The sequence below is a fragment of the Serratia sp. DFXYC6 genome (genome assembly GCF_057196085.1).
Genome location: NZ_JBXUNV010000001.1, coordinates 1,081,211 through 1,105,302, shown reverse-complemented (window position 1 = coordinate 1,105,302; position 24,092 = coordinate 1,081,211). Strand labels below are relative to the sequence as shown.

Annotated in this window: 26 protein-coding genes; 7 read left to right on the top strand and 19 right to left on the bottom strand. The window is 59.8% G+C overall.

Annotated features, from left to right (window positions below; all coding sequences use genetic code 11):
• Positions 1–16: 16 nt before the first annotated feature.
• Positions 17–403, top strand: coding sequence for a helix-turn-helix domain-containing protein (locus tag AC2CGQ_RS05400; RefSeq protein WP_004927697.1), 387 nt, complete (start codon positions 17–19; stop codon positions 401–403).
• A gap of 21 nt (positions 404–424) precedes the next feature.
• Here the strand turns inward: AC2CGQ_RS05400 and AC2CGQ_RS05395 are convergent, their stop codons facing one another.
• The 5 genes from AC2CGQ_RS05395 to lysM form a co-directional block, all read right to left on the bottom strand.
• Positions 425–778, bottom strand: a complete 354-nt coding sequence (locus AC2CGQ_RS05395) for a DUF1304 domain-containing protein (protein ID WP_015378167.1) — start codon at positions 776–778, stop codon at positions 425–427.
• Positions 779–1,205: 427 nt separating this feature from the next.
• Positions 1,206–2,147 carry a pirin family protein gene (locus AC2CGQ_RS05390; RefSeq protein WP_076740748.1) on the bottom strand — a complete coding sequence of 314 codons (942 nt, stop codon included), beginning with the start codon at positions 2,145–2,147 and terminating at the stop codon, positions 1,206–1,208.
• A gap of 105 nt (positions 2,148–2,252) precedes the next feature.
• A complete protein-coding gene (locus tag AC2CGQ_RS05385) occupies positions 2,253–2,417 on the bottom strand; it encodes a hypothetical protein (protein ID WP_004934557.1) in 165 nt (54 codons plus the stop codon).
• Positions 2,418–2,440: 23 nt separating this feature from the next.
• Positions 2,441–2,596 carry a hypothetical protein gene (locus AC2CGQ_RS05380; protein ID WP_004934560.1) on the bottom strand — a complete coding sequence of 52 codons (156 nt, stop codon included), beginning with the start codon at positions 2,594–2,596 and terminating at the stop codon, positions 2,441–2,443.
• Between the two features lie 266 nt (positions 2,597–2,862).
• Positions 2,863–3,309, bottom strand: coding sequence for a peptidoglycan-binding protein LysM (gene lysM, locus AC2CGQ_RS05375; protein ID WP_015378169.1), 447 nt, complete (start codon positions 3,307–3,309; stop codon positions 2,863–2,865).
• A gap of 228 nt (positions 3,310–3,537) precedes the next feature.
• On the opposite strand from lysM, the gene AC2CGQ_RS05370 reads away from it, so the two are divergent.
• Positions 3,538–3,729 (top strand): YdfD/YebW family protein, encoded by a 192-nt coding sequence (locus tag AC2CGQ_RS05370; protein ID WP_004934567.1) that lies wholly within the window; start codon positions 3,538–3,540, stop codon positions 3,727–3,729.
• 123 nt (positions 3,730–3,852) lie between these two features.
• A complete protein-coding gene (locus tag AC2CGQ_RS05365; RefSeq protein WP_004934572.1) occupies positions 3,853–4,077 on the top strand; it encodes a biofilm development regulator YmgB/AriR family protein in 225 nt (74 codons plus the stop codon).
• An 81-nt stretch (positions 4,078–4,158) separates the two neighbouring features.
• Here the strand turns inward: AC2CGQ_RS05365 and AC2CGQ_RS05360 are convergent, their stop codons facing one another.
• From AC2CGQ_RS05360 to AC2CGQ_RS05335, 6 genes are all read right to left on the bottom strand, one after another.
• Positions 4,159–5,241, bottom strand: coding sequence for a porin OmpC (locus tag AC2CGQ_RS05360; RefSeq protein WP_015378171.1), 1,083 nt, complete (start codon positions 5,239–5,241; stop codon positions 4,159–4,161).
• A gap of 568 nt (positions 5,242–5,809) precedes the next feature.
• On the bottom strand, positions 5,810–6,793 hold the full coding sequence (gene astE, locus AC2CGQ_RS05355) for a succinylglutamate desuccinylase (protein WP_075684709.1): 984 nt from the start codon (positions 6,791–6,793) through the stop codon (positions 5,810–5,812).
• Between the two features lie 10 nt (positions 6,794–6,803).
• On the bottom strand, positions 6,804–8,144 hold the full coding sequence (astB, locus tag AC2CGQ_RS05350) for an N-succinylarginine dihydrolase (RefSeq protein WP_015378173.1): 1,341 nt from the start codon (positions 8,142–8,144) through the stop codon (positions 6,804–6,806).
• Between the two features lie 52 nt (positions 8,145–8,196).
• Entirely contained in the window at positions 8,197–9,669 is a 1,473-nt protein-coding gene (gene astD / locus AC2CGQ_RS05345; RefSeq protein ID WP_131164794.1) for a succinylglutamate-semialdehyde dehydrogenase, read from the bottom strand.
• Positions 9,669–10,703, bottom strand: coding sequence for an arginine N-succinyltransferase (gene astA, locus AC2CGQ_RS05340; protein WP_004934585.1), 1,035 nt, complete (start codon positions 10,701–10,703; stop codon positions 9,669–9,671). Before astA ends, astD begins: the two co-directional genes overlap by 1 nt.
• Before the next feature lie 52 nt (positions 10,704–10,755).
• Complete coding sequence (locus tag AC2CGQ_RS05335) at positions 10,756–11,970, bottom strand: aspartate aminotransferase family protein (RefSeq protein ID WP_015378175.1); 1,215 nt, start codon at positions 11,968–11,970, stop codon at positions 10,756–10,758.
• Between the two features lie 666 nt (positions 11,971–12,636).
• Between AC2CGQ_RS05335 and AC2CGQ_RS05330 the strand changes: the two genes are divergently transcribed.
• The gene (locus AC2CGQ_RS05330) at positions 12,637–13,611 is read left to right on the top strand and encodes an alpha/beta hydrolase (RefSeq protein WP_021503907.1); all 975 of its coding nucleotides are present in this window, start codon (positions 12,637–12,639) and stop codon (positions 13,609–13,611) included.
• Positions 13,612–13,613: 2 nt separating this feature from the next.
• On the opposite strand, the gene AC2CGQ_RS05325 is transcribed toward AC2CGQ_RS05330, so the two are convergent.
• The 6 genes from AC2CGQ_RS05325 to AC2CGQ_RS05300 form a co-directional block, all read right to left on the bottom strand.
• Positions 13,614–14,582: an ABC transporter ATP-binding protein gene (locus AC2CGQ_RS05325; RefSeq protein ID WP_015378177.1), complete on the bottom strand. Its 969-nt coding sequence runs from the start codon at positions 14,580–14,582 to the stop codon at positions 13,614–13,616.
• Entirely contained in the window at positions 14,572–15,558 is a 987-nt protein-coding gene (locus AC2CGQ_RS05320; RefSeq protein ID WP_033632808.1) for an ABC transporter ATP-binding protein, read from the bottom strand. The genes AC2CGQ_RS05325 and AC2CGQ_RS05320 overlap by 11 nt, the downstream gene beginning before the upstream one ends.
• Positions 15,555–16,505, bottom strand: a complete 951-nt coding sequence (gene opp4C, locus AC2CGQ_RS05315; protein ID WP_004934600.1) for an oligopeptide ABC transporter permease — start codon at positions 16,503–16,505, stop codon at positions 15,555–15,557. The genes AC2CGQ_RS05320 and opp4C overlap by 4 nt, the downstream gene beginning before the upstream one ends.
• A 4-nt stretch (positions 16,506–16,509) precedes the next feature.
• The gene (locus AC2CGQ_RS05310) at positions 16,510–17,466 is read right to left on the bottom strand and encodes an ABC transporter permease (RefSeq protein WP_004934604.1); all 957 of its coding nucleotides are present in this window, start codon (positions 17,464–17,466) and stop codon (positions 16,510–16,512) included.
• 48 nt (positions 17,467–17,514) lie between these two features.
• Complete coding sequence (locus AC2CGQ_RS05305) at positions 17,515–19,170, bottom strand: ABC transporter substrate-binding protein (RefSeq protein ID WP_166445530.1); 1,656 nt, start codon at positions 19,168–19,170, stop codon at positions 17,515–17,517.
• 187 nt (positions 19,171–19,357) lie between these two features.
• Positions 19,358–20,776: an aminotransferase-like domain-containing protein gene (locus tag AC2CGQ_RS05300; protein ID WP_088381679.1), complete on the bottom strand. Its 1,419-nt coding sequence runs from the start codon at positions 20,774–20,776 to the stop codon at positions 19,358–19,360.
• Positions 20,777–20,920: 144 nt separating this feature from the next.
• Between AC2CGQ_RS05300 and AC2CGQ_RS05295 the strand changes: the two genes are divergently transcribed.
• The 3 genes from AC2CGQ_RS05295 to AC2CGQ_RS05285 are packed head-to-tail and all read left to right on the top strand — an operon-like array spanning position 20,921 to position 23,498.
• Complete coding sequence (locus AC2CGQ_RS05295) at positions 20,921–22,321, top strand: cytochrome ubiquinol oxidase subunit I (protein WP_004934615.1); 1,401 nt, start codon at positions 20,921–20,923, stop codon at positions 22,319–22,321.
• 2 nt (positions 22,322–22,323) lie between these two features.
• Positions 22,324–23,331: a cytochrome d ubiquinol oxidase subunit II gene (gene cydB, locus AC2CGQ_RS05290; protein ID WP_033632805.1), complete on the top strand. Its 1,008-nt coding sequence runs from the start codon at positions 22,324–22,326 to the stop codon at positions 23,329–23,331.
• A gap of 14 nt (positions 23,332–23,345) precedes the next feature.
• Entirely contained in the window at positions 23,346–23,498 is a 153-nt protein-coding gene (locus AC2CGQ_RS05285) for a DUF2474 domain-containing protein (RefSeq protein ID WP_004934619.1), read from the top strand.
• A 9-nt stretch (positions 23,499–23,507) separates the two neighbouring features.
• Here AC2CGQ_RS05285 and AC2CGQ_RS05280 read toward each other — a convergent pair whose 3' ends face one another.
• Together AC2CGQ_RS05280 and AC2CGQ_RS05275 are read right to left on the bottom strand one after the other, a co-directional pair.
• Positions 23,508–23,774 (bottom strand): hypothetical protein, encoded by a 267-nt coding sequence (locus AC2CGQ_RS05280; protein WP_033632804.1) that lies wholly within the window; start codon positions 23,772–23,774, stop codon positions 23,508–23,510.
• Positions 23,771–23,995: a hypothetical protein gene (locus AC2CGQ_RS05275; RefSeq protein ID WP_004934623.1), complete on the bottom strand. Its 225-nt coding sequence runs from the start codon at positions 23,993–23,995 to the stop codon at positions 23,771–23,773. The genes AC2CGQ_RS05280 and AC2CGQ_RS05275 overlap by 4 nt, the downstream gene beginning before the upstream one ends.
• Positions 23,996–24,092: the final 97 nt, after the last annotated feature.

Genomic DNA, 24,092 nt, shown 5'->3' with positions numbered 1-24,092 from the left:
TCACACTGACGCACTGATGATACAAGAACACCACCTCTCGTTGGTCTGCGCCCTCAGCAAATGGGTCGAAACTCACCTCGGACGAGTGATCCATCTCGAAGAGCTGGCCGAGTACTCCGGCTACTCGCTGTGGCACATGCAGAAGCTGTTCAAAGAAGCGACAGGGATTTCGCTCGGTAAATACATTCGCGAACGCCGTCTGGCCGGCGCGGTCTATCAACTGCGCAGCAGTGAAGCGTCGATCTTCGACATCGCCCTGGACTTTGGCTTCGGTTCACAGTCCCACTTCACCTACATGTTCAGAAAGCGTTTTAATATCACACCCTATGATTTCCGCCAGGATTTGAGCGTTGATCTGCACATCGATCCGCCGTTGCACGTCATTCACCAAAAATCCGCCTGAAGCCCGCCGCAAGTCGGCGGGTTAACGCGCCCCCCAGACCGCCAGCATCGCGATCGCGGCCGGCAGCGCCTGCACCCACAGAATTTTGCGGCTGGCGCTCAACCCGCCGAACACCCCGGCCGCCAGCACGCACCCGAGCAAGAACAGCTGCAGTGCCATATCCCCACGCCAGTAGCTCCATACCAACCCCAACGCCAGAAAGCCGTTGTACAACCCCTGATTGGCGGCCAACACCCGCGTGGCTGCGGCGAACTCCGCCGTTGTGCCAAATGCGCGCCTGCCGAGGGGCGTACGCCACAGGAACATTTCCAGCACCAGGATATAAAGATGGAGCGCTGCGATGAGCAGCAGCAAAATATCGGCAAAGAACTTCATGATGGTTCCAGTCGTTTATTGAAGATGCCATCAATTATAAACGCCTTCGCTCACCTCCCCATCGGCGGAGATAAAAAAACCCGCCGAAGCGGGTTTATGCAGGAGTCATTTTTTGAGGTTAGTTTAATACGGCGACCAACAATGCCGCGACAGAGACCCAAAACAGCGCCGTGGCAACCACGACATGGGACAATCTTGCACGATAAAGTACCTGGCTCATAATGACCTCACTGACATCTGACTAACGGGAGACAACCTGACTTCCTGAGGATTATCCTAAACTTCTTCTCACTGTCGTTATATGCGCCAGATCACTTTTCCGCCGAGAAACCTTATATTGTCGTAAAGCTGGAGCCGCGATCACATTAATTACGCCTTATTAGAGCGAAATAAGCCGAATAATCGCGGCGATTATATCCTAACGCTATCAAACATCGTTCCAGGGCAGGCGCGGTGCGGTCATGCGCTCACCAGAATAACCGCTAACCGGCGGGAAACGCGGCGCGCCTTGTTCCCAATCATGCTGAGCCCGAGTAATTTCAGCCTTGGTATGGCCAACGAAATTCCACCAGATAAGGATCTCTTCGTTTAATGGCGCCCCACCGATGAGTAATCCCCGGCTCCCCTTCCGTGCATTTAACCCAATAGAGTTATTCTTTATGCCCAAATAGGCGAATTCATCAGGTGAAAAGGTTTCACCATTAAGTTCAAATGCACCAATAAGGGGCAAAAAGCCGATTTCATAATCATCGTGCAACGGCAATTCGATTCTTGCCGCTTCTTCCCATTCCAGATCAATGGCGATTAATGGCGAAAGAGTGAACACCGGTGAACAATAAGCGCCAAATTCCCCAACCAACAAACGATGATTCACGCCATTATTCTGCCACTGCGGCAAATCAGGATAATGATCGAAGCGTGGTGCCATGTCGGCATGTTCGGCCGGCAGCGCGATCCATAATTGCGCAGCATGCAATCGCCGTTGCTCACCCACCGACTGTTCCGTATGCGCAATGCCGTGCCCTGCGGTCATCAGGTTAACCTGACCCGGACGAATCACCTGCTCACTGCCGAGGCTGTCTCGGTGCAGCACCTCACCTTCTATCATCCAGGTGAACGTTTGCAGCCCGGTGTGCGGATGCGGCCCCACATCCATGCCGGGCGAAGTGCCGTTGAATACCGTCGGCCCGGCGTGATCGAGAAAACACCAGGCGCCGACGGTGCGCCGCTCCCGGGTTGGCAACGCACGGTTGATCGGAATGCCCCCCACTTCGGCGTTACGCACGGCAATACGTTGTATCTGGCGCACACCGTCAACGACGGGGCACTCGCGTGAAGGTGAAGAGAGCGTAGGACGTGGCTGACTCATCGCAAAGACCTCCTGAATGGCGCCGATTCGCCAAGGGTAACCGCCCAAGCTTAACACAGGACAGCTCCTCCGCAGAGCGGCGACGTGCAGGCACGTTCGCGCGGTTCAGGGGGCTTTGATATAGCAGCTCTTGATGTCTATATCGTCATGCGCGTGCCTGAGATCGGAGAAATAGGTCACGCCAAAGAGAATTGATACCACCAGCAGCACGGACACCAACAGGCCGATGATCGCCAGCAGTTTGGTTTCATCATGGAGATTAGGCTCCATTTTATCTCCCCTAGTTAATCGCGTCAGGTCACCCACAGCGTGACCGCCAGCGTAAAGATAATCAGTGAGCAGGACGCCACCGCCAATACGACGATCGCAAATTGCGCATCACCCAAGGTTTCTCGATAGTTTTTATCCGTTGAGGCGTTACGCTCTTGTTTCACTAAATCGGTTTTCACTCGTTCAACTGCTGCATTGCTGTTTGACGGGGCAAAACATCCCCTCAGAATAAGGCGCCAACGTCGCTGACTTGGTCGCTCCGGCCTCAACCGGGGGATGACGCTATCAATTTTCCCCATCAGGGTCAACACCGCGCCTGCCGGCGAGCGAGCAAGTACACAGGGGAGATGTAACTGGCATGGAGAGCGCAAGGAAATAAGAGACGCCGATTGCAGAGGGCAAAAAAAAAGCCCGGTACGTGACCGGGCCAGGGTAGACCGACGCGTTATTGCGGGATACGCAACACCTGCCCCGGATAAATCTTGTCCGGGCTCGACAGCATCGGCTTGTTGGCTTCGAAAATCTTGTTGTACAGATTGGCGTTGCCGTACATCTCTTTAGAGATCGCGCTCAGCGTATCGCCCTTCTTCACGGTATAGAAGCGGCTCTCGGCGTCGGATTGCGCTACCGCCACCTTGTCTTCCACACCGCTGATACCTGCCACGTTGCCGATAGCCACCAGGATCTTCTCTTTTAACTCCTGGCTGACGGCGTCGCCGGTCACTACGGCTTTACCATCGACCACCTGCACATTCACTTTGTCGGTGCCCGGCAGGCCGCTCTTATCGAGATGCTCCTTGAGTTTGGCGCTTTGATCTTCGGCGGAGGCATTGCCGGTGACTGTATCCCACAGTTTTTCGCCCGCTTCTTTGACGAAGTTAAACAAGCCCATATTCACTCCTTTTGATGGTTGCAGTAATGCGTTTAAGTAAGGCTTGTTAAGCTTAGCATCGACAAAAGGATATGCCATCCGCTCACGGCGTCAGAAACGGGTAGAGTATTCCGAAAGTGTCGTCAGCGGCGTTTCCATGGCGATTAATCGTGCAATGATGCTGAAAAATCGCGCTTTTCTACCTACACTGTTGCAGACAAGGCAACTCGACGAAGGAGGCGTGCGACGATGTACGCATTGGTGATGTTTGTCTGTTATCTGGATGGCGGCTGCAGTGAAATGGTGGTCGATATATTGCGCGACGAGCCGCAATGCCTGGTCGCGATGAAGGAACAGAACTTGCGACACGCCGGCTGTTATCCCATGGAAGAGTTTATCGACGGCTTCTGGTTGCCAGCCAGCGAATATTCGGATTTTTAACCTGCTCCCCGCGCAATGCTGAGGAATTTCTGATTTCATCGGAAACTTCGTCTTCCTCTGAGGCATAAGGCCGCTGTTTTGCTAAATTGCGGCTCCCGAAGAAGAGAGAGACAGAGAAAGGTCATGCCAGCATCGGCTCATTCCAACGAGCAATATGAAACTCTGCTGCGCGACGTCAGCCTGGCGTTAGGCGACGCAGTGTTGCAGTTAATCCAAAAACATAAAAAGGTATCCGGCGGCAATATTCTTTCACAGCTGGTGGACGAAATAGAGCGTGAGCAGGATCAGCAACGTTTCGTCGCACTGCGTTCCGCCATTGAACTGGTCGGGCTGGCGCCCAAAGGCTGAGATCCCGATAAAACAAAGGCAGGGCTTGCGCCCTGCCTGATTACCAATCCCGACACAGGATGAAGGTAATGAAATTGCAGATTAGAAACGATACGTCAGGCTGACGGCCACGATATCATCGTTGGCCAGTTTCAGTTTGTTATCGTCGCTCAGCTGGTTGATTTGATAATCGACGTAGGTGTACATATTTTTGTTGAAGTAGTAAGTCGCCCCCACTTCCACGTATTTCACCAGGTCGGCATCACCGATCCCTTCGATATCCTTGCCTTTGGACTGCACGTAGGCCACGGAAGGACGCAGGCCGTTCTCGAATTGATACTGAGCCACCACTTCGAAGTTTTGCGTTTTATTGGCGAAGCCGGAAGTGCCGTTGACGCTGATCGGCGTCATGTTACGGGTTTCGGCATACATCGCAGCCAAGTAAACCTGGTTGGCGTCGTATTTCACCGCGGTGGTCCAGGCGGTAGCGCTGTCACCCTTGCCATACTGCAGCGCTTTCTGAGCGCTGGTGCGGTTGGAATCGGAGAACGCCGCCGCTACGCCGATGCCGGAACCGCCGATATCCTGGTAGTCCAGAGACAGGCCGTAACCGTCGCCGTTTTGCTTGGTCACGCTGCGGCCGTCACCGTCGTTTTTACCCTGATACTGCACCGCCAGGTTCAGGCCTTCCACCAAACCGAAGAAATCACGGTTGCGGTAGGTGGCCAAACCGTTGGAACGGGCGGTCATAAAGTTATCGGTATAGCTGTAGGAGTCGCCGCCGAATTCCGGCAGCATGTCGGTGTAAGCCTCGGCGTCATACACCACGCCGTAGTTACGGCCGTAGTCGAAAGAACCGTAGTTGCCGAATTTCAGGCCGGCGAAGCCCAGACGCGTTTTGGTGCCGGCGGTGCCCTGCGCTTCGTCGTGATTGGCCTGGACGTTGTATTCCCACTGGCCGTAGCCGGTCAACTGGTCATTGATTTGCGTTTCGCCTTTGAAGCCCAGACGAACATAGGTCATATCACCGTCGTTGGACTTACTGTCGCTGAAATAATGCTTGGCGTTAACGCGGCCGTACAGGTCGAGTTTATTGCCATCCTTATTGTAGATTTCAGCCGCGTTGGCGAAGGAGGTGATCGCCCCGAGGGCGACAGCTAAGGCTAATACACTGCGTTTCATCATTTATTTTCCTAGATATTATAATTAGAACCCTGCCCGTCACGCCCAATTTATAATTTGGGCTGTGATTTTATCTTTTGGTATTTTATGAGCTCCCCTAATGCCGGGGTGATGTGACATTAGCATCATGAATCAAAACTTAAAATCAAAAAGTTCATGAAACAACGAGGAGAAAGCATGTTTATGTGTAACTAAATATTACAAAAAAGAAATCACTCAACCCATTGAATATAAGAATTTTTTATCACATAAGTTATAACCAAAACGGTGCAATGCACCATTATAGTGCAATTCAGTTTCGTTTTGAGTGCTTTCTGCGCGATTCAAAAGTAACAACAAGATTAGCATGGTTATTAAAAACGTTACTTATTTCACATTTTTATCTTAACAAACTCACCAGGCAATTAAGGCTTTCAGATAACGACCTGACACTGCCTTCTATTCATTCGTATAAAGACGCGGATTAGTAACGAATAAAATTCGCCTTACGGGAATAAAAATAGCGGGAAATAGCAGATTAAAATAATGAAAGGAATAACGGCGGCGCGCTGACGGCGCCACCGTGGATAAATCAATACAGCGTAGAGCGGGAAACTTCGCTCAACAACATGCCGGCACGCAGGCCCAACGCCACGCTGGGGTTAGGGAACAGTATCCACGCCCCCTCCTGGCCCACGCGATAGTCCTCCTGCGGTTGCTCGCACAGCAACATACCCGGTTGCAGTTCGGTGAAGTTGGCCGTGTCATCGTCCAGATGCAGTTTGAAATCTTCGCTGTGCTTGATCAACGAGTGCATCACACGAAAAACCCGAATCTCGGCGCCCGCACGCGCCGGCAGCGCCCCTTCGCTGACCGCCGCCCGCAGAGCGCGATCGATGGCGGCAAACTGCTGCAGATCGTTGCTGCCGAACGGCCGCGCCTTGCCCAGCTCGAGCGTACAGCTCGCCGCATTGAGATGTTCGCTGGAGTAATGGCTAAAAGTCCCGCCCGGCGCACTGTGTACCACCAACGCATCCAGATCGGCGGCATCCAGCAGCTTCAACATCGGCTCACTGTACGGGCGTTTCTGAAAGGGCAGAATGCCGAAACGTGGCAAACGCGATTCACGGATGGCGGTGTGCAAATCGTAATGGAAACGCGCCGCCTGCTCCCCATCGAAAAAGGCGGCGAGCGCACGCTCCAACTGCTGCGCGCGCACGGTTTCGCCACTGGCGGCGAAGTTGCGGTAGCGGCCGCCGAACATGCGGTTCATGTCGCTGTGCAGATAACGCTTGCCGGCCCGCATCGCCGCCGGGTTGCCCAGCACTACCAACAGTCGCACCGTCAGCGGCAACCGGCCGGCAAGGAGATCGCCGACCAGCTGATTGAGCAGTTCAATCGGCGCGGTTTCATTGCCGTGCACGCCCGCCGACATCACCATCGCCTGGCGGTAAGGCTGTCGTGGCGTAAGCTCCAGCACCCCTTCCCCCTGCCAGCGCCACCGCAGCTGCGGTGTTTCACCTTGCCATTCGACGGGTTCGTTCCCTTCCAGCGTCAGGGGCAGTAGATCGATCATGCTGCCTCCCTTAGCGTTGGAACGGATAAATGGCGCCGAGACCGAGGATCGACGTCAGCGCATCCAGCGCCTCGCGCCCTTCGCGCAGCAGCAGCGGATCGGCCAGGTCATCCTGCGTCAGGCGGTCGCGGTAATGACGATCGACCCACTCGTTCAACGTTGCGAACAGCCGATCGTTCATCATCACGCGCGGATTGACCGCTCTCAACTCTTGTTCGTTGAGCGCCACCCGCAACCGCAGGCAGGCAGGGCCGCCGCCGTTGCGCATGCTTTCACGCAGGTCGAACACGCGGATTTCATCGATAGGGCCGCCGCTGCCGACCATGTCGTTGAGGTAACGCCACACGCCGGCGTGCTGACGCGACTCCTCCGGCACGACGATCATCATCTTGCCGTTCGGTTTGGTAAGAATTTGGCTGTTGAACAGATAGGTCGCCACCGCGTCCGCTACCGAGACGCGCTCTGTCGGCACTTCGATCGCCACCAGCTCGCTGTCCAGCGTCGCCATCTTGCGGCGCACTTCATCCAGCGCCTGTTGCTGGCGGTAAAACGCCTGCTGATGATGGAACAGCACGTTCTGGTTGCTGACCGCAATCACGTCGTTATGGAACACGCCCTGATCGATCACCGCCGGGTTTTGCTGCACGAAGACCGTATGCTGTTCATCCAACTGGTGCAGGCGAGCGATCGCCTCGCCGGCTTCGCGCGTCTGGCGCGCCGGATAACGCGCCGGCGCCGTTTCGCCACCGAACTCCTGACGACCATAGACGAACACCTGCACGCTGCGCCTGGCGTAGTCGCCGCCCAAACGGTTATGGTTGGCCGCCCCTTCGTCGCCGAACAACGCCACCTGCGGCAGCGCCTCGTGGTGGGCGAAATGCCGATCGTCGCTGAACATCGCCCGCAATACGGCGGTGGTGGTTTCCGCTTCGATGGCGCGGTGGAATTTGTTGTTCAGGTTGGCGGCGGTGAAGTGCACCTTGCCGTCGGCGCTGTCCGCCGAAGGCGACACGGTGGCCGCATTGGCGGTCCACATGCACGACGCCGAGCTGAGCGCCGACAGCAGGCGCGGCGACTGACGCATCGCCTGCGCCAGCACCGCCTCATCGCTGCCGCTGAAACCCAGGCGACGCAGCATCGGCAAATGCGGCCGCTCCTGCGGCGGCAAGACCCCTTGCTGGAAACCGAGATCGGCCAGCGCCTTCATTTTCAGCAAACCTTGTTTCGCCGCCAGCTTCGGGTTCGATACGCTGTTTTGATGCTGCGTCGACGCCTCGTTGCCGAACGACAGCCCGGCATAGTGGTGCGTCGGCCCCACCAAACCGTCGAAATTGACTTCATATCCTGACATGTTCATCCCCTGGGGATAGCGTGCGGCAGCGCCATTGCGCCGCCGCAGACGATTAACGGAACGACAAGCCCGGCGAGAGCGTGGCCGGCAGCGACAGGCTTTCGCTTTCCAGCGAAGCCATCGGCCAGGCACAATAGTCCGCCGCATAGAAGGCGCTTGGGCGATGGTTGCCGGAGGCCCCCACGCCACCGAACGGCGCCGCGCTGGACGCCCCGGTCAGCGGCTTATTCCAGTTGACGATGCCGGCGCGCGCTTCCAGCAACAGCCGCTCGAACAGCTCGCGCTGCGGCGAGACCAGCCCCACCGACAGGCCGTAGCGCGTCTGATTGGCGAGCCGCAGAGCCTCGTCGAAATCGCGGTAACGCACGATGGTGGTCAACGGCCCGAAGTACTCTTCGTCCGGCACGCCGGCCACGCCGGTCAGCTCGATGATGCCCGGGCTGAGCAGCGAACTGCCCGGCTCCAGCAGACGCATGGCCAGCAGCGATTTGCCGCCCAGCGTCAGCAAGCGCTGCTGCGCTTTCAGCATGTTTTCCGCCGCGGCAGCCGACACCACCCCGCCCATGAACGGCTGCGGTTCGGCATCCCAACGGCCGACGCGCAGTTCGCCCGCCACCTGAACCAAACGCGCGATAAAGGCATCGCCTTCCGCCCCTTGCTTCACCAGAATGCGACGCGAACAGGTACAGCGTTGACCGGCGGAGATAAATGCCGACTGGATAGCCAGGTTGACCGCCGCGTCGCGATCCTCGAAACCGTCGACGATCAGCGCATTGTTGCCGCCCATCTCCAGCGCCAGGATCTTCTCCGGCTGCCCCGCCAATTGGCGGTGCAGATGGTAGCCAGTCCCGGCGCTACCGGTGAACAATAGCCCGTCGATATCCGCACTGGCCGCCAGCGCCTCGCCGGTTTCCCGGCCGCCCTGCACCAGATTGATCACCCCGTCCGGCAGACCGGCCTGCAGCCACAGTTTCAGGGTCTCCTCGGCGGTCAACGGCGTCAGCTCGCTCGGTTTGAATACCACGCAGTTACCGGCCAACAGCGCTGGCACGATATGGCCATTGGGCAGATGGCCGGGGAAGTTGTAAGGCCCGAATACCGCCAGCACGCCGTGCGGACGATGGCGCAACACCGACGCGCCGTCGGCCATCGCCGTCTGGCTAAAACCGGTGCGCGTCTGATAGGCCTGCAGTGAAATGCCAACCTTGCCGATCATCGCCTGAATTTCGGTCAGCGTTTCCCAGCGCGGTTTACCGGTCTCGCGGCTGATGGTTTCCGCCAGCGACTGTTTGTGTTCTTCCAGCAAGGTGGCGAAGCGTTTCACCAGCTGTTCACGCTGCTCGAACGGCGTGCGCGCCCAGGCGGGGAAAGCGGCGCGCGCAGCTTCGCAGGCGGCGGCGACGTCATCGGCGTCAGCGGCGTTGGCGCGCCACAGCGGCTGATTGCCGACCGGGTCGGTCTTGCCAAACTCGGCGCCGCGGCCCTGCCGCCAGACGCCATTAACCAACAGAGCAGGATGGGACATCATGCTTTCTCCTGTGCAATAAGGGGGAGCACCCGCACCGGGCTGCCCTGTTCGACGCCCAGCGCCGCGGCGGTGGCGGCGTTGATATGCAGGCGGTCGTCATACAGATCGGCATTGACCAACAGTGCGCGGTAATTCTGATAGTTGTCGTTGGCCACCAGATGCACCGGCGCATCGGCGCGCATCGGCGTGTCATCCAGCACCACTTTCACCAGGCGGCTCTGCTTCACCGCGCGGATATGGTCGATCTCCGCTTCCAGCGTCGGGCCGCCGTCGAAGATATCGACGTAGCCCTGATAACTCAGGCCTTCCGCCTCCAGTAGGCGGCGCGCCGGCAGGGTTTGCGGGTGCACTTCGCCAATCACTTTCTGCGCATCTTCGGCCAGGAAATCGACATACAACGGGTGTTTCGGCATCAGCTCGGCGATAAACGCCTTTTGCCCGGTGCCGCTCAGGTAGTCCGCCTTGGCGAACTCGATGGAGAAGAAACGGTGACCGACGCTCTCCCAGAACGGCGAACGGCCGTTTTCATCGGAGAAACCGCGCATCTCGGCGATCAGACGCCGGGAGAAGCGTTCACGGAACGCGGCGATAAACAGGAAACGCACCTTCGACAGCAGCTTGCCGTTCTCGCCGTGGCGATAATCCGGATCGAGGAACAACGTACACAGCTCCGAATGGCCGGTATGGTCGTTGCTGAGGAACAGCGTCGGCACCGATTTATAGACGTTCAGCTGTTTGGAGGCGTGCACCTGCGTGCCAACGCGGAAGCTGTACCAGGGTTCCGCCAGGCCGACGGCCACTTCAATTGCGCAGACCCCCACCGCCTGCCGGCGCTCGCTGTCTTCCAACACGAACAAATAACACTGGTCACTTTGCGGAAGTTCGCCTTGCCAGGTTTTTAACGCCCGCTCAATGCGCGCCGACAAGGTATCTTCATTCTGCGGCAGTGAAGTGAGACCGATGCCGGATTTACCGGCAAGCGTCAGTAAATCCGCCAGATCGCGACGCTCTATAGGGCGAATAATCATCATAATGCGAACCTCTTCTGAATCAGGCTGCGCCGGTGAAGGCGCAGCCCGCTGATTAGCTGCAAATGCGCGCCACGGCGCGCGCGAATCGCGCCAGCCCCTCTTTCACATCCTGCTCAGGGATGATCAGCGACGGCGTGAAACGCACCACGTCCGGACCGGCGATCAGCGCGATAACGCCTTCTTCGTTGGCCAGTTGGGTGATCTGCTTCGCTTTGCCGGCATAGTCTTTCTTCAGTTGGCAGCCGATCAGCAAACCGCCGCCGCGGATCTCGGCGAAGATCGGGTACTGACGGTTGATATCGTTCAACCCGTCGATGAACCACTGGTGACGTTGTTTGACGCCTTCCAGCACTTCCGGCGTGTTGATGATGGAGAACACTTCCCCCGCCACCGCCGTCGCCAGCGGGTTGCCGCCGTAGGTGGTGCCGTGGGTGCCGACGCCCAGCGTTTTCGCCAGCGCATCGGTGGTCAGCATCGCGCCGATCGGGAAGCCGCCGCCCAGCGCTTTGGCGGTGGTCAGCACGTCCGGCACCACGCCGTACTGCATGTAGGCATACAGATGGCCGGTGCGGCCGACGCCGGTCTGCACTTCGTCGAAGATCAGCAGCGCGTTATGACGATCGCACAGTTCACGCAGCCCCTGCAGGAAACTGGCCTCCGCCGGCAGCACGCCGCCCTCGCCCTGAATAGGCTCGACGATCACCGCGCAGGTGCGATCGTTGATAAGCTCGGCCGCTGCGGCCAGATCGTTATACGGCGTATGGGTGATGCCGCCCGGCAGCGGCGCAAAATCCTGCGAATATTTCGGCTGGCCGCCGGCGGAGACGGTGAACAGCGTGCGGCCGTGGAACGCGTTGTTGAACGCCACAATCTGATCTTTACCGGCGCCGTGCTGGTCGTGCGCGTGTTTACGCGCCAGTTTCAGCGCCGCCTCGTTGGCTTCTGCACCCGAGTTACAGAAAAACACCTTGTCGGCGAAGGTGGCGTCGATCAGTTTTTTGGCCAGACGCAGCACCGGTTCGTTGGTATAGCCATTGCCCAGATGCCACAGTTTGCCCGCTTGCTCCACCAGCGCCGCCTTGACCGCCGGGTGCGCATGGCCCAGCGCGTTAACCGCGATGCCGCCGGCGAAATCGATGTAAGACTTACCCTGCTGATCCCACACCTGCGATCCTTCGCCACGCACCAGAATAAAATCGGCAGGGGCATAAACCGGGACCATCCAGTCATCGAAAGACTGGCGGGTAACTGCGATTGGCTGTTCCATAGTGACCTCATAATCTCAGCAAAGGCTGAATTTTGACTGTAAGGGCCGCTCAAGCCCGGTTAGACCGCCACAATGCAAAAAAACCGTTGTTCAAAACCGACTTTCGCGGCGGAGAAAATGCTGTCCCTTACCGCTGATTTAGAAACAAATCTGTTACATAAAATCGGTTTTTCACTATTTATGGCGTATATCCGGTCCCTGAGCGGGGAGTAAATGTTAACGAGCAGTTAAAATACATGTCGTTTGATAAAGAGTGTAGAGCAGCTATCGTGCCAAAACGGGATTTTTGCCGGATTTGGCTATTTTTTACGTTAAAACAACGGCTTATAATGAATATTTATTCATTTTCTATGCATTGGTAATGCATAAATTAAAAAATAAGGCCTAAAATCATCATTGCGTGCGAAATCCTATTCAATTACGAAAAACTTCAGGATTTCTGATCGGGCTCGCAAAAATAATTTCCCCCAATTTGCTCGCTATCACACTTTTTGCCCCCATCGGGTGCAGCGGCGCGCCAGCATGGTGCAACGCGGCAGCGACGCAGAGGCGCCACCCGCCATACTCGCGAAAAAGGAGCCGCGCTGACCGCGGTTCCTGCTTTGTACGCCAGCGACTACACTGTGATCCTGACCGCCCCTTCTCTTCTGCGCACAAGGAGCCACCATGCCCAAGAAAACCGTCGATCTCAGCCAGCCGCACGCCCAACACGACATCCGCGCGTTTCTCGACGCGCTGAATGCCGGTGGCGGTAAACCCATGGAGCAGATGAAGCCCAAAGAGGCGCGCAGAGTTTTGGAAGCGGCGCAGCGCAGCGTAGACGTGCCGCTGCGCGAGGTGGAGATCAGCGAGAAAACCATCCACGTTGAGGGCCAGGATATTCTGCTGCAGTTGGTGCGGCCGGCCAGGGTCAAGGAGGCGTTGCCGGTATTCATGTTCTTTCACGGCGGCGGCTGGGTGCTGGGCGATTTTCCCACTCATGAGCGGCTGGTGCGCGATCTGGTTTACAGCTCCGGCGCGGCGGCGGTATTCGTCAACTACCCACGCTCCCCGGAAGCGCATTATCCTCAGGCGATCAATCTGGCCTACGCCGCCACGGAATGGGTGGCCGAGTACGGCGAAAAAATCAATGTCGATGGGTCACGGCTGGCGGTGGTCGGCAACAGCGTCGGCGGCAATATGGCGGCGGTGGTCAGCCTGATGGCCAAAGAGAAAGGCATACCGGCGCTGCGTTGCCAGATCCTGCTGTGGCCCGTCACGCACGCCCACTTTGATACCGATTCCTATCATCAGTTCGCCGAAGGCCATTTCCTGACCCGCAACATGATGAAGTGGTTTTGGGACAGCTATGCGCCCGATAAGGCGCAGCGCAAAGAGATCTACGCCTCGCCGCTCAACGCCACGCCGGAACAGCTGCGGGGCTTGCCGCCGGCGCTGGTGCAGACCGCCGAGCTGGACGTGTTGCGCGATGAGGGGGAAGCTTACGCGCGTCTGCTTGACGCCGCCGGCGTCGAGGTCACCGCCACCCGCTACAACGGCCTGATCCACGATTACGGCCTGTTGAATCCGCTCGCCCACGTCCCGGCGGTGCATTCGGCGATCCACCAGGCCGGGCGCGCGTTGAAGCACTACCTGTCCTGACGCTAGCCAACCACGTGGCAAGCCACCTGATGGCCGGGCGCCACGCTGCGCAGATGCGGCGCCTGTTCACGGCATTGCGCCGTGGCCAGCGGACAGCGGGGATGGAAACGGCAGCCGCGCGGCGGGTTGGCGGGATTGGGCGCTTCGCCCCCGGCCACCCACGCCGGCGAACGGTGCGCATCCAGCGTCGGCACCGCCGCCAACAAGGCCTGCGTGTAGGGATGCAGCGGTTGGCGAAACAGCGAATCGCGGTCGGCGCTCTCGACGATCTGCCCCAGATACATCACCGCCACGTCCTGGCACAGATGCTCCACCACGCCGAGATCGTGCGAAATAAACAGCAGCGTCACCCCCTGCCTTTCCTGCAAATCGGAAAACAGATTGATGATCTGCGCCTGAATCGACACGTCGAGCGCCGATATCGGTTCATCGGCGACGATAAATTCCGGTTGCAGGATCAGCGCGCGCGCGATGCCGACGCGCTGCCGCTGGCCGCCGGAAAACTCATGGGGAAACCGCCCGTAATGCTGCGGCGACAGCCCGCAGATCGCCAGGGTATCGAGCACCCGTTCGCGCAGTTCCGCCTTGCTTGCCAGGCCATGCTGCAACAGCGCTTCGCCGATGGCGTCGCCCACGCGCAGACGCGGATTCAGCGAGCTGTACGGATCCTGAAACACCAGCTGCATTTTCGGCCGCAGGGCGCGCAGCGCGTCTTTGCTGAGGCTATCCAGCGCCTGCCCTTTGAACATCACCTCACCGGCGGTTTTATCGTGCAGGCCGAGCAGCGTGCGGCCGACGGTGGTTTTGCCACTGCCGGACTCGCCCACCAGCCCGAAAACGCGGCCCTTGCGAATGCTGAAGCTGACGTCGTCCACCGCCTTCAGTTGGCCGGTGGTTCGCCCGAACAGCCCGTCGCGCAGCGGGAAATATTTCTTTAATCCTTTCACTTCCACCAAGGGTTCAGTCGACATGCAGGCGCCCTCCGGCGTTGAGGAAGCAGGCGGATTGGCGCTGCTGAGTCCCGTACAACGGCGGGATGCCGTCGCGGCAGCGCGCGGTGGCCTGCGCGCAGCGCTCGGCAAACGCACAGTGTTCAGGCAGCCGCGCCAGATCCGGCACCTGGCCGGGAATGGAGTACAAACGGCGACGCCGCTGCCCCGGCACCGGCCGCGAGGCGATCAGCCCCTGAGTATAAGGGTGCCGCGGTTCGGCCAGCACTTCCCGCGTCGTTCCCTGCTCGACGACACGCCCGGCGTACATCACCGCCAGCCGATCCGCCATTTGTGCGATCACCCCAAGATCGTGGGTGATTAAGATCATCGCCATATTGTGTCGCCGGCTCTGCTCGCGCAGCAACGCCAGGATTTGCGCCTGTACCGTGACGTCGAGCGCCGTGGTCGGTTCATCGGCGATCAGCAGCGCCGGCCGGCACCCTATCGCCATGGCGATCATCACGCGCTGCAGCATGCCGCCGGAAAGCTGGTGCGGGTAGCAGCGCATCAGCGCCTCCGCGCGCGCCAACCCCACTTCCTCCAGCAGTTGCACCGCCTGACGCCAGGCCGCTTTCGGCGACAGGGCCAGATGACGAATCAGCGGCTCCAGCAGCTGTTCGCCGAGCGTCAGCACCGGATTGAGCGCGCTCATCGGCTCCTGAAAGATCATCGCCAGCCGGTTGCCGCGCAAATCAGCCATCTGCGCCGCCCGCAGCGACAGCAGGTTTTGTCCTTCAAAACGAATCTCGCCGCCGTCTACCTGCGCCAGCGGCTGCGGCAACAGCCCCATCAGCGCCATGGCGGTCACGCTTTTGCCGCAGCCCGATTCGCCAACGATCCCCAGCGTTTGCCCGGCCTGCAGTTCCAGGCTGACCTGCTGCACCGCCCGCACCGGCCCCTGCTCGCCCTGAAACGACACCGACAGTCGGTCGAACGCCACCAGCGGTTGACTCATCGTGTTACTCCATTCATTTTCGGATCGAGCGCGTCCCGCAGGCCGTCGCCCAGGATATTGATCGCCACCACGGTGACGAAGATCGCCAGCCCGGGCGGCATCCACAGCCAGGGCCGGCGCTGAAAGTCGATCAGGCTGTTGGCGGCGTCCATCATGTTGCCCCACGACGGCGTCGGCGGCACCACGCCCAGCCCGAGGTAACTCAGCGCCGATTCGCTGAGAATGGCGTTGGCCACCGCCATGGTGGCCACCACCACCAGAATCGGTACGGTGTTGGGCAGCAGATGGCCGAAGAGGCGTCGCCGGGTGGAGAGACCCAGCACCTCGGTGGCCAGCATGAAATCCCGCTCGCGCAGCGACAGGATCTGGCCGCGCACCAGCCGCGCCAATGACGGCCAGCCCAGCAGGCTCAGCATGATCATCACCATGTAGATGCGGTAGTCCGGCGACACGTCGAGTTCGGTCAGCATCGCGCCCATGATGATCAACAGCGGCAGGCCGGGAATGGTCATCAGCAGATCGGCGAAGCGCATGATCAGCCGGTCCGCCACGCCGCCCAGATAACCGGAAAGCGCCCCCAGCACGTAGCCCAGCGTCACCGACAGCAACATCGACACCAGGCCGATGGTCAGCGATATCCGCCCCGCCAGCAGCAGCCGGGTGCAGATATCGCGGCCGAGAAAGTCGGTGCCCAACCAGTGCGCGCCGCTCGGCGCCTGATTGATATTCAGCACATCGCCGGCATCGTCGCGCCACGGCGACAACGACGGCCCAATCAGGCACAGCAACGCCAACAGCACCAGCAACGCCAGCGAAATCATCGCAGGCCGGTGGCGACGCAGCCGTCGCCAGGCCTGCGCCGCGGGCGGTGGCGACAGTTGCGCCAGCGCCGGCAGTTGCGCCTGGCGCCAGCGGCGACGGCGGCCGAAAAACAACGTAGCCAACATCGTGTTACCTCAAGCGAATGCGTGGATCGGCGTAGGCGTACAGAATGTCCGCCAGCAGATTGCCGAGAATGGTCAAGGCGGCCAGAAACAGCGTGAACCCCATCAATACCGGGTAATCACGCGCCGCCAGCGAATCGATATGGATGTGTCCGGCGCCCGGCCAGTTGAAGATTTTTTCGGTGATCAGTGCGCCGGAGAACAATCCCGGCAGCTCGAACCCCAGCAGGGTGATGATCGGCAATAGCGCATTGCGCAGCGCGTGTTTGAGGATCACCGTTTTCTCCCTGAGCCCTTTGGCGCGCGCGGTGCGAATATAGTCCATGCGGATCACCTCCAGCATGCTGGCGCGGAAATAGCGCGTCAGGCTGCCGGCCTGCAGCATCACCAGCGCCAGCACCGGCAACAGCAGGTGCGCCGCCACCTCCAGCGCCCAGGCCAGCCCGCTCGCCTCGCTGCCGGTGCGCAGCATGCCGCCCGCCGGCAGCCAGTGCAGATCGACGGCGAACCATTTGATCAGCAACAGGCACAGGAAGAACGTCGGAAACGACATGGCGGCGAACACCGCCACGGTGATCAGATGATCGAACAGCGAATAGGGTTTCATCGCCGAGATCACTCCCACCGCCAGCGCGATACCCCAATACAACACCATCGCCACCGCCGCCAGCAGGAACGAATTCCAGATGTATTGGTTCAGCAGCGTGCTGACCGGGATCTGGTACTGCAGTGAAAAGCCGAGGTCGCCCTGCAGCAGCCGGCCAAGCCAGTGCAGATAGCGGCTGAACAACGGCTGATCCAGCCCGTACAGCGCCCGCAGCTCGGCGGCGCGTTGCGCGGTCAGATTGATGTTGCCGTCGATAAAATCGCCGGGCGCCAGGGCGAAAATGCAAAAAATCAGCAAGGAAGCCAACAGCAGCATCGGGATCGTCTGCAGCAGACGGCGCAGGATAAAATTTCTCATCGCGGGTTCCATCGCCGCCGCCCGGAATGGCGCGGCGGCGTCAGGGCGTTACGGCGCCGGTTTGACGTTCGGCAGGCTGCCGACCAATCCGTTGTAGATATCCGGTTTAAAGCCGGTGACGCGCGCGCTGCTGGCGCTCAAAATCTCGCGGTTGCCGAGCAGGATCACCGGCGGATCGTCGGACAGCGCCTGGTACAGCTGGTGGTACAGCGGCTTGCGCTGCGCGATATCCAGCGTGGCATTGGCTTTGGCGATCAGCGCGTCCACCTGCGGGTTGTGATAGCCGGTCTCGCTCTCGCGGCTGATGAAGTCGCGTACGCCGTCGTGCGGATCGTTCAGCGTGCTGGTGCTGAGGGACGCCAGGTCGTAATTGCCCGCCTTGCGCTGCGCCAGCAGCGCGTTGAAATCCAATACCTGCGGTTTCAGCACCACGCCGAGCCGGCGGTAGTTATCCTTGGCGATCGGCACCAGCGCGTCGTTGATCAGCTTTTTGGTCACCAGCAGCGTCAGCTCCAGCTTTTTACCGTCTTTCTGCCGGATGCCGTCAGCGCCCACCTGCCAGCCCGCCTCGTCCAACAGCTTTTTGGCCTTATCGAGATCGTAAGCGTAAGGATTGATGCCATTCGCGTCATAGGCCCAGGAGATAGGCGAAATCGGCTGGTTGGCGACCTTGCCGTACCCCTGGTACACCACGGCGATCAGCTTTTGCCGATCCAGGCCGTAAATCATCGCCTGGCGCACCCGCTTGTCCTGCAGCGCCGGACGCTTGAGGTTGAAGTCGATGCGGCTGTAATCGCTTGAGCTGTAAAGGTTGATATTGGCGAAGCCGAGCAGCTTGAGCTGTTCGATATCGTCCGGCTTGGCGGTAAAGGCGTCGTAGTCGGTCTCACCGGTCTGGAACAGCTGGAAGTTGGTGGCCGGGTTGGTGACGCGGTAGATAAAGCGCGCCATCGGCGGCGTACCGAGGTAGAAGTTCGGATTGGCGTGGAAGCGGATCTCCTGCCCCGGCACGTACTTGTCGTAAATATAGGGGCCGTTGCCGAGCGGTTTGCCGTTCAAGGCGCGCACGCCGTCGAGCTTGCCCCGCTGATAGTCTTTGCCGTAGTAAGCCCGCGACAGCACCGGGCCGCCGATCAGTTGCAGCGTGGTAGCGCCCGGTTGCGTGGTGACGATCTGAATGGTGCGATCGTCGATCACCTTCAGGCCGCTGATGCCGGCGGCGGTGCCGTTTTTATACTCGGCGCCGCCCTGAATGTGCGCCGGCGTGATGTCAGTGTCGCCGTCATAGGCCGGATCGTGCAACAGCGTCAGGGTAAAGGCGATATCGTCGGCCTTCAGCGGCGAGCCGTCGCTGTAGACCAGATTCGGCCGCAGCTTGATGGTGTAGGTCAGATTATCGGGACTGACCTGCCAGGACTCCGCCAGGCGTCCTTCCGGCTTGCCCTGGCTGTCCAGGCCGATCAGGCGGCTGAAGATCACGTCGGTGACGTTCTCGTCCCAGCCGTTGGTGAACAGATACGGGTTGAAAATCCCCTGCGGTTCCGAGATGCCCGCCACCACGGTGTCTTTGCGCAGCTTGGCGGCGGCCGGCACCCGGCTGACGTCGCTGGCCGGCGTGATGCCTTCGGCCAGCGTTTCCGCCTGCGCGCCGGCGCTCAATCCCAGCGCGCAGATCAACGCCAGCGGCGTCAACCGATAACGCAACAGTTTGTTTAGCTTGTTTTTTATTCTACTCACCCACTGCCCCTCGTCTACCCGTTGATAAAAATGTGACAAAATTTATCGCAGAGTAATGGGCGGCTGGAGGGCTGTCTAACAACGAAACCGGCATTCCATTGCCGAAAAAAGCATTATGAATTTTTCTGGGGCGAAGCGGCGTGAAAAACGCGGCTCAACCGGCCGCCGCCAGCCCCCGGATAAGTTTGGCTAAGGTTTTGATCGCCTCTTCAAAGCGGTCATTCCATTCAAAAGAGGCGTTGAGACGGAAGCAGTGGTTGAAATGGTCGCCGGTGGTGAACATGCGCCCCGGCGCGATGCTGATACCCCGGGAAAGGGCCCGCCGGTACAACTCCATCGACGACAGCGCCGGATCCAGCTCCAGCCACAGGAAGTAACCGCCGTCGGGCTGGCTGACCTTTACCGTCGGCGGGAAATGGTGGGCAATCGCCTGACGCATCGCGCTTTGGCGCTGGGCCAGCAGGCGGCGCAACCGCCGCAGGTGAGTGTCGTAGCCGCCGTGCAGCAGATAATCCGCCAGCGCCATCTGGGTCGGCACGCTGGTGGAAACGGTGCTCATCAGCTGCAAACGCTGGATCTGCTGCGCATAACGCCCCGCCGCCACCCAGCCGACGCGAAAACCCGGCGCCAGGCATTTGGAAAACGACGAGCAGTGCAGGATTTGGCCGCCGCTGTCGAGCGCCTTGGCCGGCAGCGGCCGTTCGGCGCTGAAGTACAGCTCGCCGTAGACATCGTCTTCGATCAGCGAGATCTGCCGCTCGCGCAACAGCGCCACCAGACGCTGTTTGTTGGCCTCCGGCAGGGTGGCACCCTGCGGGTTCTGGAAGTGGGTCATCAGCCAGCAGGCTTTGATCGGATACTGCTCCACCGCCTGTTGCAACGCGTCCAGATCGATGCCGTCCTGCGGATGGGTGGCGATCGCCACCGCCTTCAGCCGCAGCCGTTCCAGCGCCTGCAGCGCGCCGTAAAACGCCGGCGACTCGATCGCCACATAGTCGCCCGGTTGGGTCACCGCCTGCAGGCTGAGGCTGAGCGACTCCATCGCCCCGGCGGTGATAACGATTTCGTCCGGCGCAACCTGCATGCCGCTCAGCGCATAACGTTGGGCAATGTGCCGCCGCAGCGCGTCGTTGCCCGGCGGCAGGTTGGCCAGCGAACTGTGCGGCGTGAACTTGCGCGCTACGCTGCTCAGCGCCCGCGCCAGCTTCGGCTGGGCGAACAGCGTGGCGTCGGGAAAGGCCGAACCGAAAGGCACGATGTCCGAATCCTTGCAGGCCTGCAGCACGTCAAAAATAAAGGCGTTGATGTCCACCTGCTCGCTCAGCAACAGTTTCTCGCCGCGCGAAGGCTGAGGCAGTGGCTGCGGGCGCGCCGCCACGTAGTAACCCGACTGCGGCCGGGCGACGATCCACCCCTGGCTCTCCAGCAGTTGGTAAGACTGCACCACCGTCATCAAGCTTAATCCGGCGCGTTTGCCGCTCTCGCGCAGCGAAGGCAGCTTGTCGCCTGCCCGCCACACCCGGTTCTGGATCTGTTCTCTAATCTGTTGCGCAAGCTGCTCGTATCGGGTCATAACCATTAACTGTTATATGAAAAAGTAAAATAACTGTCACTATTATAGTCACTGTACTTCGTGATTAACTTCACGCCAAGCTTTTCACATAAAAATGACAGCTATACTCAAGAGGTTAATTTATGTTCAACCCTAGGAGGCGCCATGCTGGGTCTTGATGCACTGGAACTCGCCAGAATACAGTTCGCCTTCACCGTGTCTTTCCATATCATCTTCCCCGCCATCACCATCGGCTTAGCCAGCTATCTGGCGGTGCTGGAGGGATTATGGTTGAAAACGCACAATGAAGCCTATCGTGAGCTTTACCATTTCTGGTCAAAGATTTTCGCCGTTAACTTCGGCATGGGCGTGGTTTCCGGGTTGGTGATGGCCTACCAGTTCGGCACCAACTGGAGCTTCTTCTCCGAGTTCGCCGGCAGCATTACCGGGCCGCTGCTGACTTATGAAGTGCTGACCGCCTTCTTCCTCGAAGCCGGTTTCCTCGGCGTGATGCTGTTCGGCTGGAACCGCGTCGGCCCAGGGCTGCACTTCTTCGCCACCTGCATGGTGGCGCTCGGCACGCTGATCTCCACCTTCTGGATCCTGGCCTCCAACAGCTGGATGCAGACCCCGCAGGGACACGAAATCATCAACGGCCAGGTGGTGCCGGTCGACTGGCTGAAGGTGATCTTCAACCCGTCCTTCCCGTATCGCCTGCTGCACATGTCCACCGCAGCCTTCCTCTCCTCGGCGTTCTTCGTCGGCGCTTCCGCCGCCTGGCACCTGCTGCGCGGCCGCGATACGCCGGCGATGCGCAAGATGCTGTCGATGGCGATGTGGATGGCGCTGATCGTCGCGCCGGTGCAGGCGCTGATCGGCGATGCGCACGGCCTGAATACGCTGAAACATCAGCCGGCGAAGATCGCCGCCATCGAGGGCCACTGGGAAAACCCGCCGGGCGAAGCCACGCCGCTGATCCTGGTCGGTTGGCCGGACATGCAGCGTGAAGAGACCCGCTTCAAGCTGGAAGTGCCCTACCTCGGCAGCCTGATCCTGACGCACAGCCTGACCGAGCAGGTGCCGGCGCTCAAATCCTTCCCGCCGGAAGATCGCCCCAACTCCACCGTGGTGTTCTGGTCGTTCCGCATCATGGTCGGGCTGGGCATGCTGATGATCCTGGCCGGGGTGTGGAGCCTGTGGCTGCGCTGGCGCGGCGGGCTGTATCAGTCGCGCCCGTTCCTGTACTTCATTCTGTGGATGGGCCCATCCGGACTGCTGGCGCTGCTGGCGGGCTGGTTCACCACCGAGATCGGCCGCCAGCCGTGGGTGGTGTATGGCCTGCTGCGCACCAAGGATGCGGTCTCCGCGCACGGCGATCTGCACATGAGCATCAGCCTGCTGGCGTTTATCATCGTCTATTGCTCGGTATTCGGCGTGGGCTACTCCTACATGATGCGCCTGATCCGCAAAGGGCCGCAGCCGCATGAGCACCAAGAAGACAATACCGAGGGCCGCCCGGCGCGTCCGCTGTCCGCGGTCAACGACACTCTGGACGACAGGAGCTGAACATGGGTATCGATCTTCCGCTGATTTGGTTTGTGATCATCGTGTTCAGCACCATGATGTATGTGGTGATGGACGGTTTCGATTTGGGCATCGGCATCCTGTTTCCGTGGGTGAAAGAGAGCGGCGATCGCGATCTGATGATGAACACCGTCGCCCCGGTGTGGGACGGCAATGAGACCTGGCTGGTGCTGGGCGGTGCGGCGCTGTTCGGCGCCTTCCCGCTGGCCTACTCGGTGATCCTCGACGCGCTGGCGATCCCGCTGACGCTGATGCTGATCGGGCTGATTTTCCGCGGCGTGGCCTTCGAGTTTCGCTTCAAGGCGACACCGCAGAAGCGCCATATCTGGGATAAAGCGTTCATCTGGGGCTCTCTCTTCGCCACCTTCAGCCAGGGGGTAGTGGTGGGCGCCGTGATCAACGGTTTCCCGGTCGAAGGCCGCACCTACGCCGGCGGCGCGCTGGACTGGCTGACGCCGTTCGCGCTGTTCTGCGGGCTGGGGCTGGTGGTAACCTACGCCCTGCTCGGTTGCACCTGGTTGGTGATGAAAACCGCCGGCGATCTGCAGGCGCGCATGTATTACCTGGCGACGCCGCTGCTGGCGATCCTGTTGCTGGTGCTGGCCGCAGTCAGTATCTGGACGCCGATCGCGCATCCGGAAATCGCCGCCCGCTGGTTTACGCTGCCGAACCTGTTCTGGCTGCTGCCGGTGCCGCTGCTGGTGCTGCTCAGCGCCTGGGGTATTCACCGCGGGGTAAAACGCGGCGCGCACTACTCGCCGTTCATGCTGACGCTGTTGCTGGTGTTCCTCGGCCTGAGCGGGCTTGGCATCAGCATCTGGCCGCACCTGATCCCGCCGGCCATCAGCCTGTGGGACGCCGCCGCGCCGCCGCAGAGCCTCGGCTTTATGCTGGTGGGCGCGCTGTTCATCATCCCGATCATCCTGGTCTACACCTTCTGGAGCTACTACGTGTTCCGCGGCAAGATCAGCCATGAGCACGGCTATCACTGAGGAGGGAGGACGCTATGCAAGATAAAACGGCAGCCGCCGCTCCGGCGCCCTGGTGGAAACGCATCGGTTGGCTGGTGATCATCTGGAGCGCCAGCGTACTGGGGCTGTTCGTGGTCGCCTCGCTGTTCCGCCTGCTGATGACTGCGGCGGGCATGAAGTCGCATTAACGCGGCGCCTTATCTGGACGCGCTGTTGGGAAAGTAAAAAGAGACCACCAGCGTGACCAGCGGCAAGGCGCCGATCTTCACCAGCTCGAACACTTGACCGAGCGCTTCGTTTTTGTCCCAATATGCGTGGGCGGCGAATACGCCCACGCTGACCGCAAATATCCCGCACAATACCTGGCGCGCCAGGCGCAGCCGCTCCATTTCGTCGAAGACCAGCGAAGGATCCAAATACAACCTTTCAGCATCGAGCTGCGGGCGCTCATGTTGCGGCTTCATGGAAAAATCCCCACCACCACGGCGACTGCCTCCAGCCCCTCGTCGCTTTCACGCACGATACCGAGGCGGGAACCATCCTGTTTCATCCACTCACGGTCGGCAATCGTCATCAAAGCAAACGCCAGGCGTATGACGTCGGTTTTGGCCATCCCGTGACGCCGGGCAATATCGTTCAAACTGTCGTCGATTTCATTGGATAACCGAATCGGTAAACTCCGCATACTCCACCTCCTGTGGCCATTGATTCACCGGGAGAAAGTCTACTGGAAGGGTAAATATCGTTCAATTAGTGAACTGCGTAACGCCTCGCATAACCCG

Excerpts from the sequence above, each read along its gene's own strand:
- AC2CGQ_RS05390 (WP_076740748.1), bottom strand. The coding sequence starts at position 2,147 with ATGAGTCAGCCACGTCCTACGCTCTCTTCACCTTCACGCGAGTGCCCC.
- AC2CGQ_RS05365 (WP_004934572.1), top strand. The coding sequence starts at position 3,853 with ATGCCAGCATCGGCTCATTCCAACGAGCAATATGAAACTCTGCTGCGC.
- AC2CGQ_RS05335 (WP_015378175.1), bottom strand. The coding sequence starts at position 11,970 with ATGGAACAGCCAATCGCAGTTACCCGCCAGTCTTTCGATGACTGGATG.
- astE (WP_075684709.1), bottom strand. The coding sequence starts at position 6,793 with ATGATCGATCTACTGCCCCTGACGCTGGAAGGGAACGAACCCGTCGAA.
- lysM (WP_015378169.1), bottom strand. The coding sequence starts at position 3,309 with ATGGGCTTGTTTAACTTCGTCAAAGAAGCGGGCGAAAAACTGTGGGAT.
- AC2CGQ_RS05330 (WP_021503907.1), top strand. The coding sequence starts at position 12,637 with ATGCCCAAGAAAACCGTCGATCTCAGCCAGCCGCACGCCCAACACGAC.
- AC2CGQ_RS05275 (WP_004934623.1), bottom strand. The coding sequence starts at position 23,995 with ATGCGGAGTTTACCGATTCGGTTATCCAATGAAATCGACGACAGTTTG.
- AC2CGQ_RS05310 (WP_004934604.1), bottom strand. The coding sequence starts at position 17,466 with ATGAGAAATTTTATCCTGCGCCGTCTGCTGCAGACGATCCCGATGCTG.
- AC2CGQ_RS05280 (WP_033632804.1), bottom strand. The coding sequence starts at position 23,774 with ATGAAGCCGCAACATGAGCGCCCGCAGCTCGATGCTGAAAGGTTGTAT.
- astB (WP_015378173.1), bottom strand. The coding sequence starts at position 8,144 with ATGTCAGGATATGAAGTCAATTTCGACGGTTTGGTGGGGCCGACGCAC.
- AC2CGQ_RS05295 (WP_004934615.1), top strand. The coding sequence starts at position 20,921 with ATGCTGGGTCTTGATGCACTGGAACTCGCCAGAATACAGTTCGCCTTC.
- AC2CGQ_RS05285 (WP_004934619.1), top strand. The coding sequence starts at position 23,346 with ATGCAAGATAAAACGGCAGCCGCCGCTCCGGCGCCCTGGTGGAAACGC.
- AC2CGQ_RS05395 (WP_015378167.1), bottom strand. The coding sequence starts at position 778 with ATGAAGTTCTTTGCCGATATTTTGCTGCTGCTCATCGCAGCGCTCCAT.
- AC2CGQ_RS05385 (WP_004934557.1), bottom strand. The coding sequence starts at position 2,417 with ATGGAGCCTAATCTCCATGATGAAACCAAACTGCTGGCGATCATCGGC.
- astD (WP_131164794.1), bottom strand. The coding sequence starts at position 9,669 with ATGTCCCATCCTGCTCTGTTGGTTAATGGCGTCTGGCGGCAGGGCCGC.
- AC2CGQ_RS05370 (WP_004934567.1), top strand. The coding sequence starts at position 3,538 with ATGTACGCATTGGTGATGTTTGTCTGTTATCTGGATGGCGGCTGCAGT.
- AC2CGQ_RS05320 (WP_033632808.1), bottom strand. The coding sequence starts at position 15,558 with ATGAGTCAACCGCTGGTGGCGTTCGACCGACTGTCGGTGTCGTTTCAG.
- AC2CGQ_RS05300 (WP_088381679.1), bottom strand. The coding sequence starts at position 20,776 with ATGACCCGATACGAGCAGCTTGCGCAACAGATTAGAGAACAGATCCAG.
- astA (WP_004934585.1), bottom strand. The coding sequence starts at position 10,703 with ATGATGATTATTCGCCCTATAGAGCGTCGCGATCTGGCGGATTTACTG.
- AC2CGQ_RS05400 (WP_004927697.1), top strand. The coding sequence starts at position 17 with ATGATACAAGAACACCACCTCTCGTTGGTCTGCGCCCTCAGCAAATGG.
- cydB (WP_033632805.1), top strand. The coding sequence starts at position 22,324 with ATGGGTATCGATCTTCCGCTGATTTGGTTTGTGATCATCGTGTTCAGC.
- AC2CGQ_RS05360 (WP_015378171.1), bottom strand. The coding sequence starts at position 5,241 with ATGATGAAACGCAGTGTATTAGCCTTAGCTGTCGCCCTCGGGGCGATC.
- opp4C (WP_004934600.1), bottom strand. The coding sequence starts at position 16,505 with ATGTTGGCTACGTTGTTTTTCGGCCGCCGTCGCCGCTGGCGCCAGGCG.
- AC2CGQ_RS05325 (WP_015378177.1), bottom strand. The coding sequence starts at position 14,582 with ATGTCGACTGAACCCTTGGTGGAAGTGAAAGGATTAAAGAAATATTTC.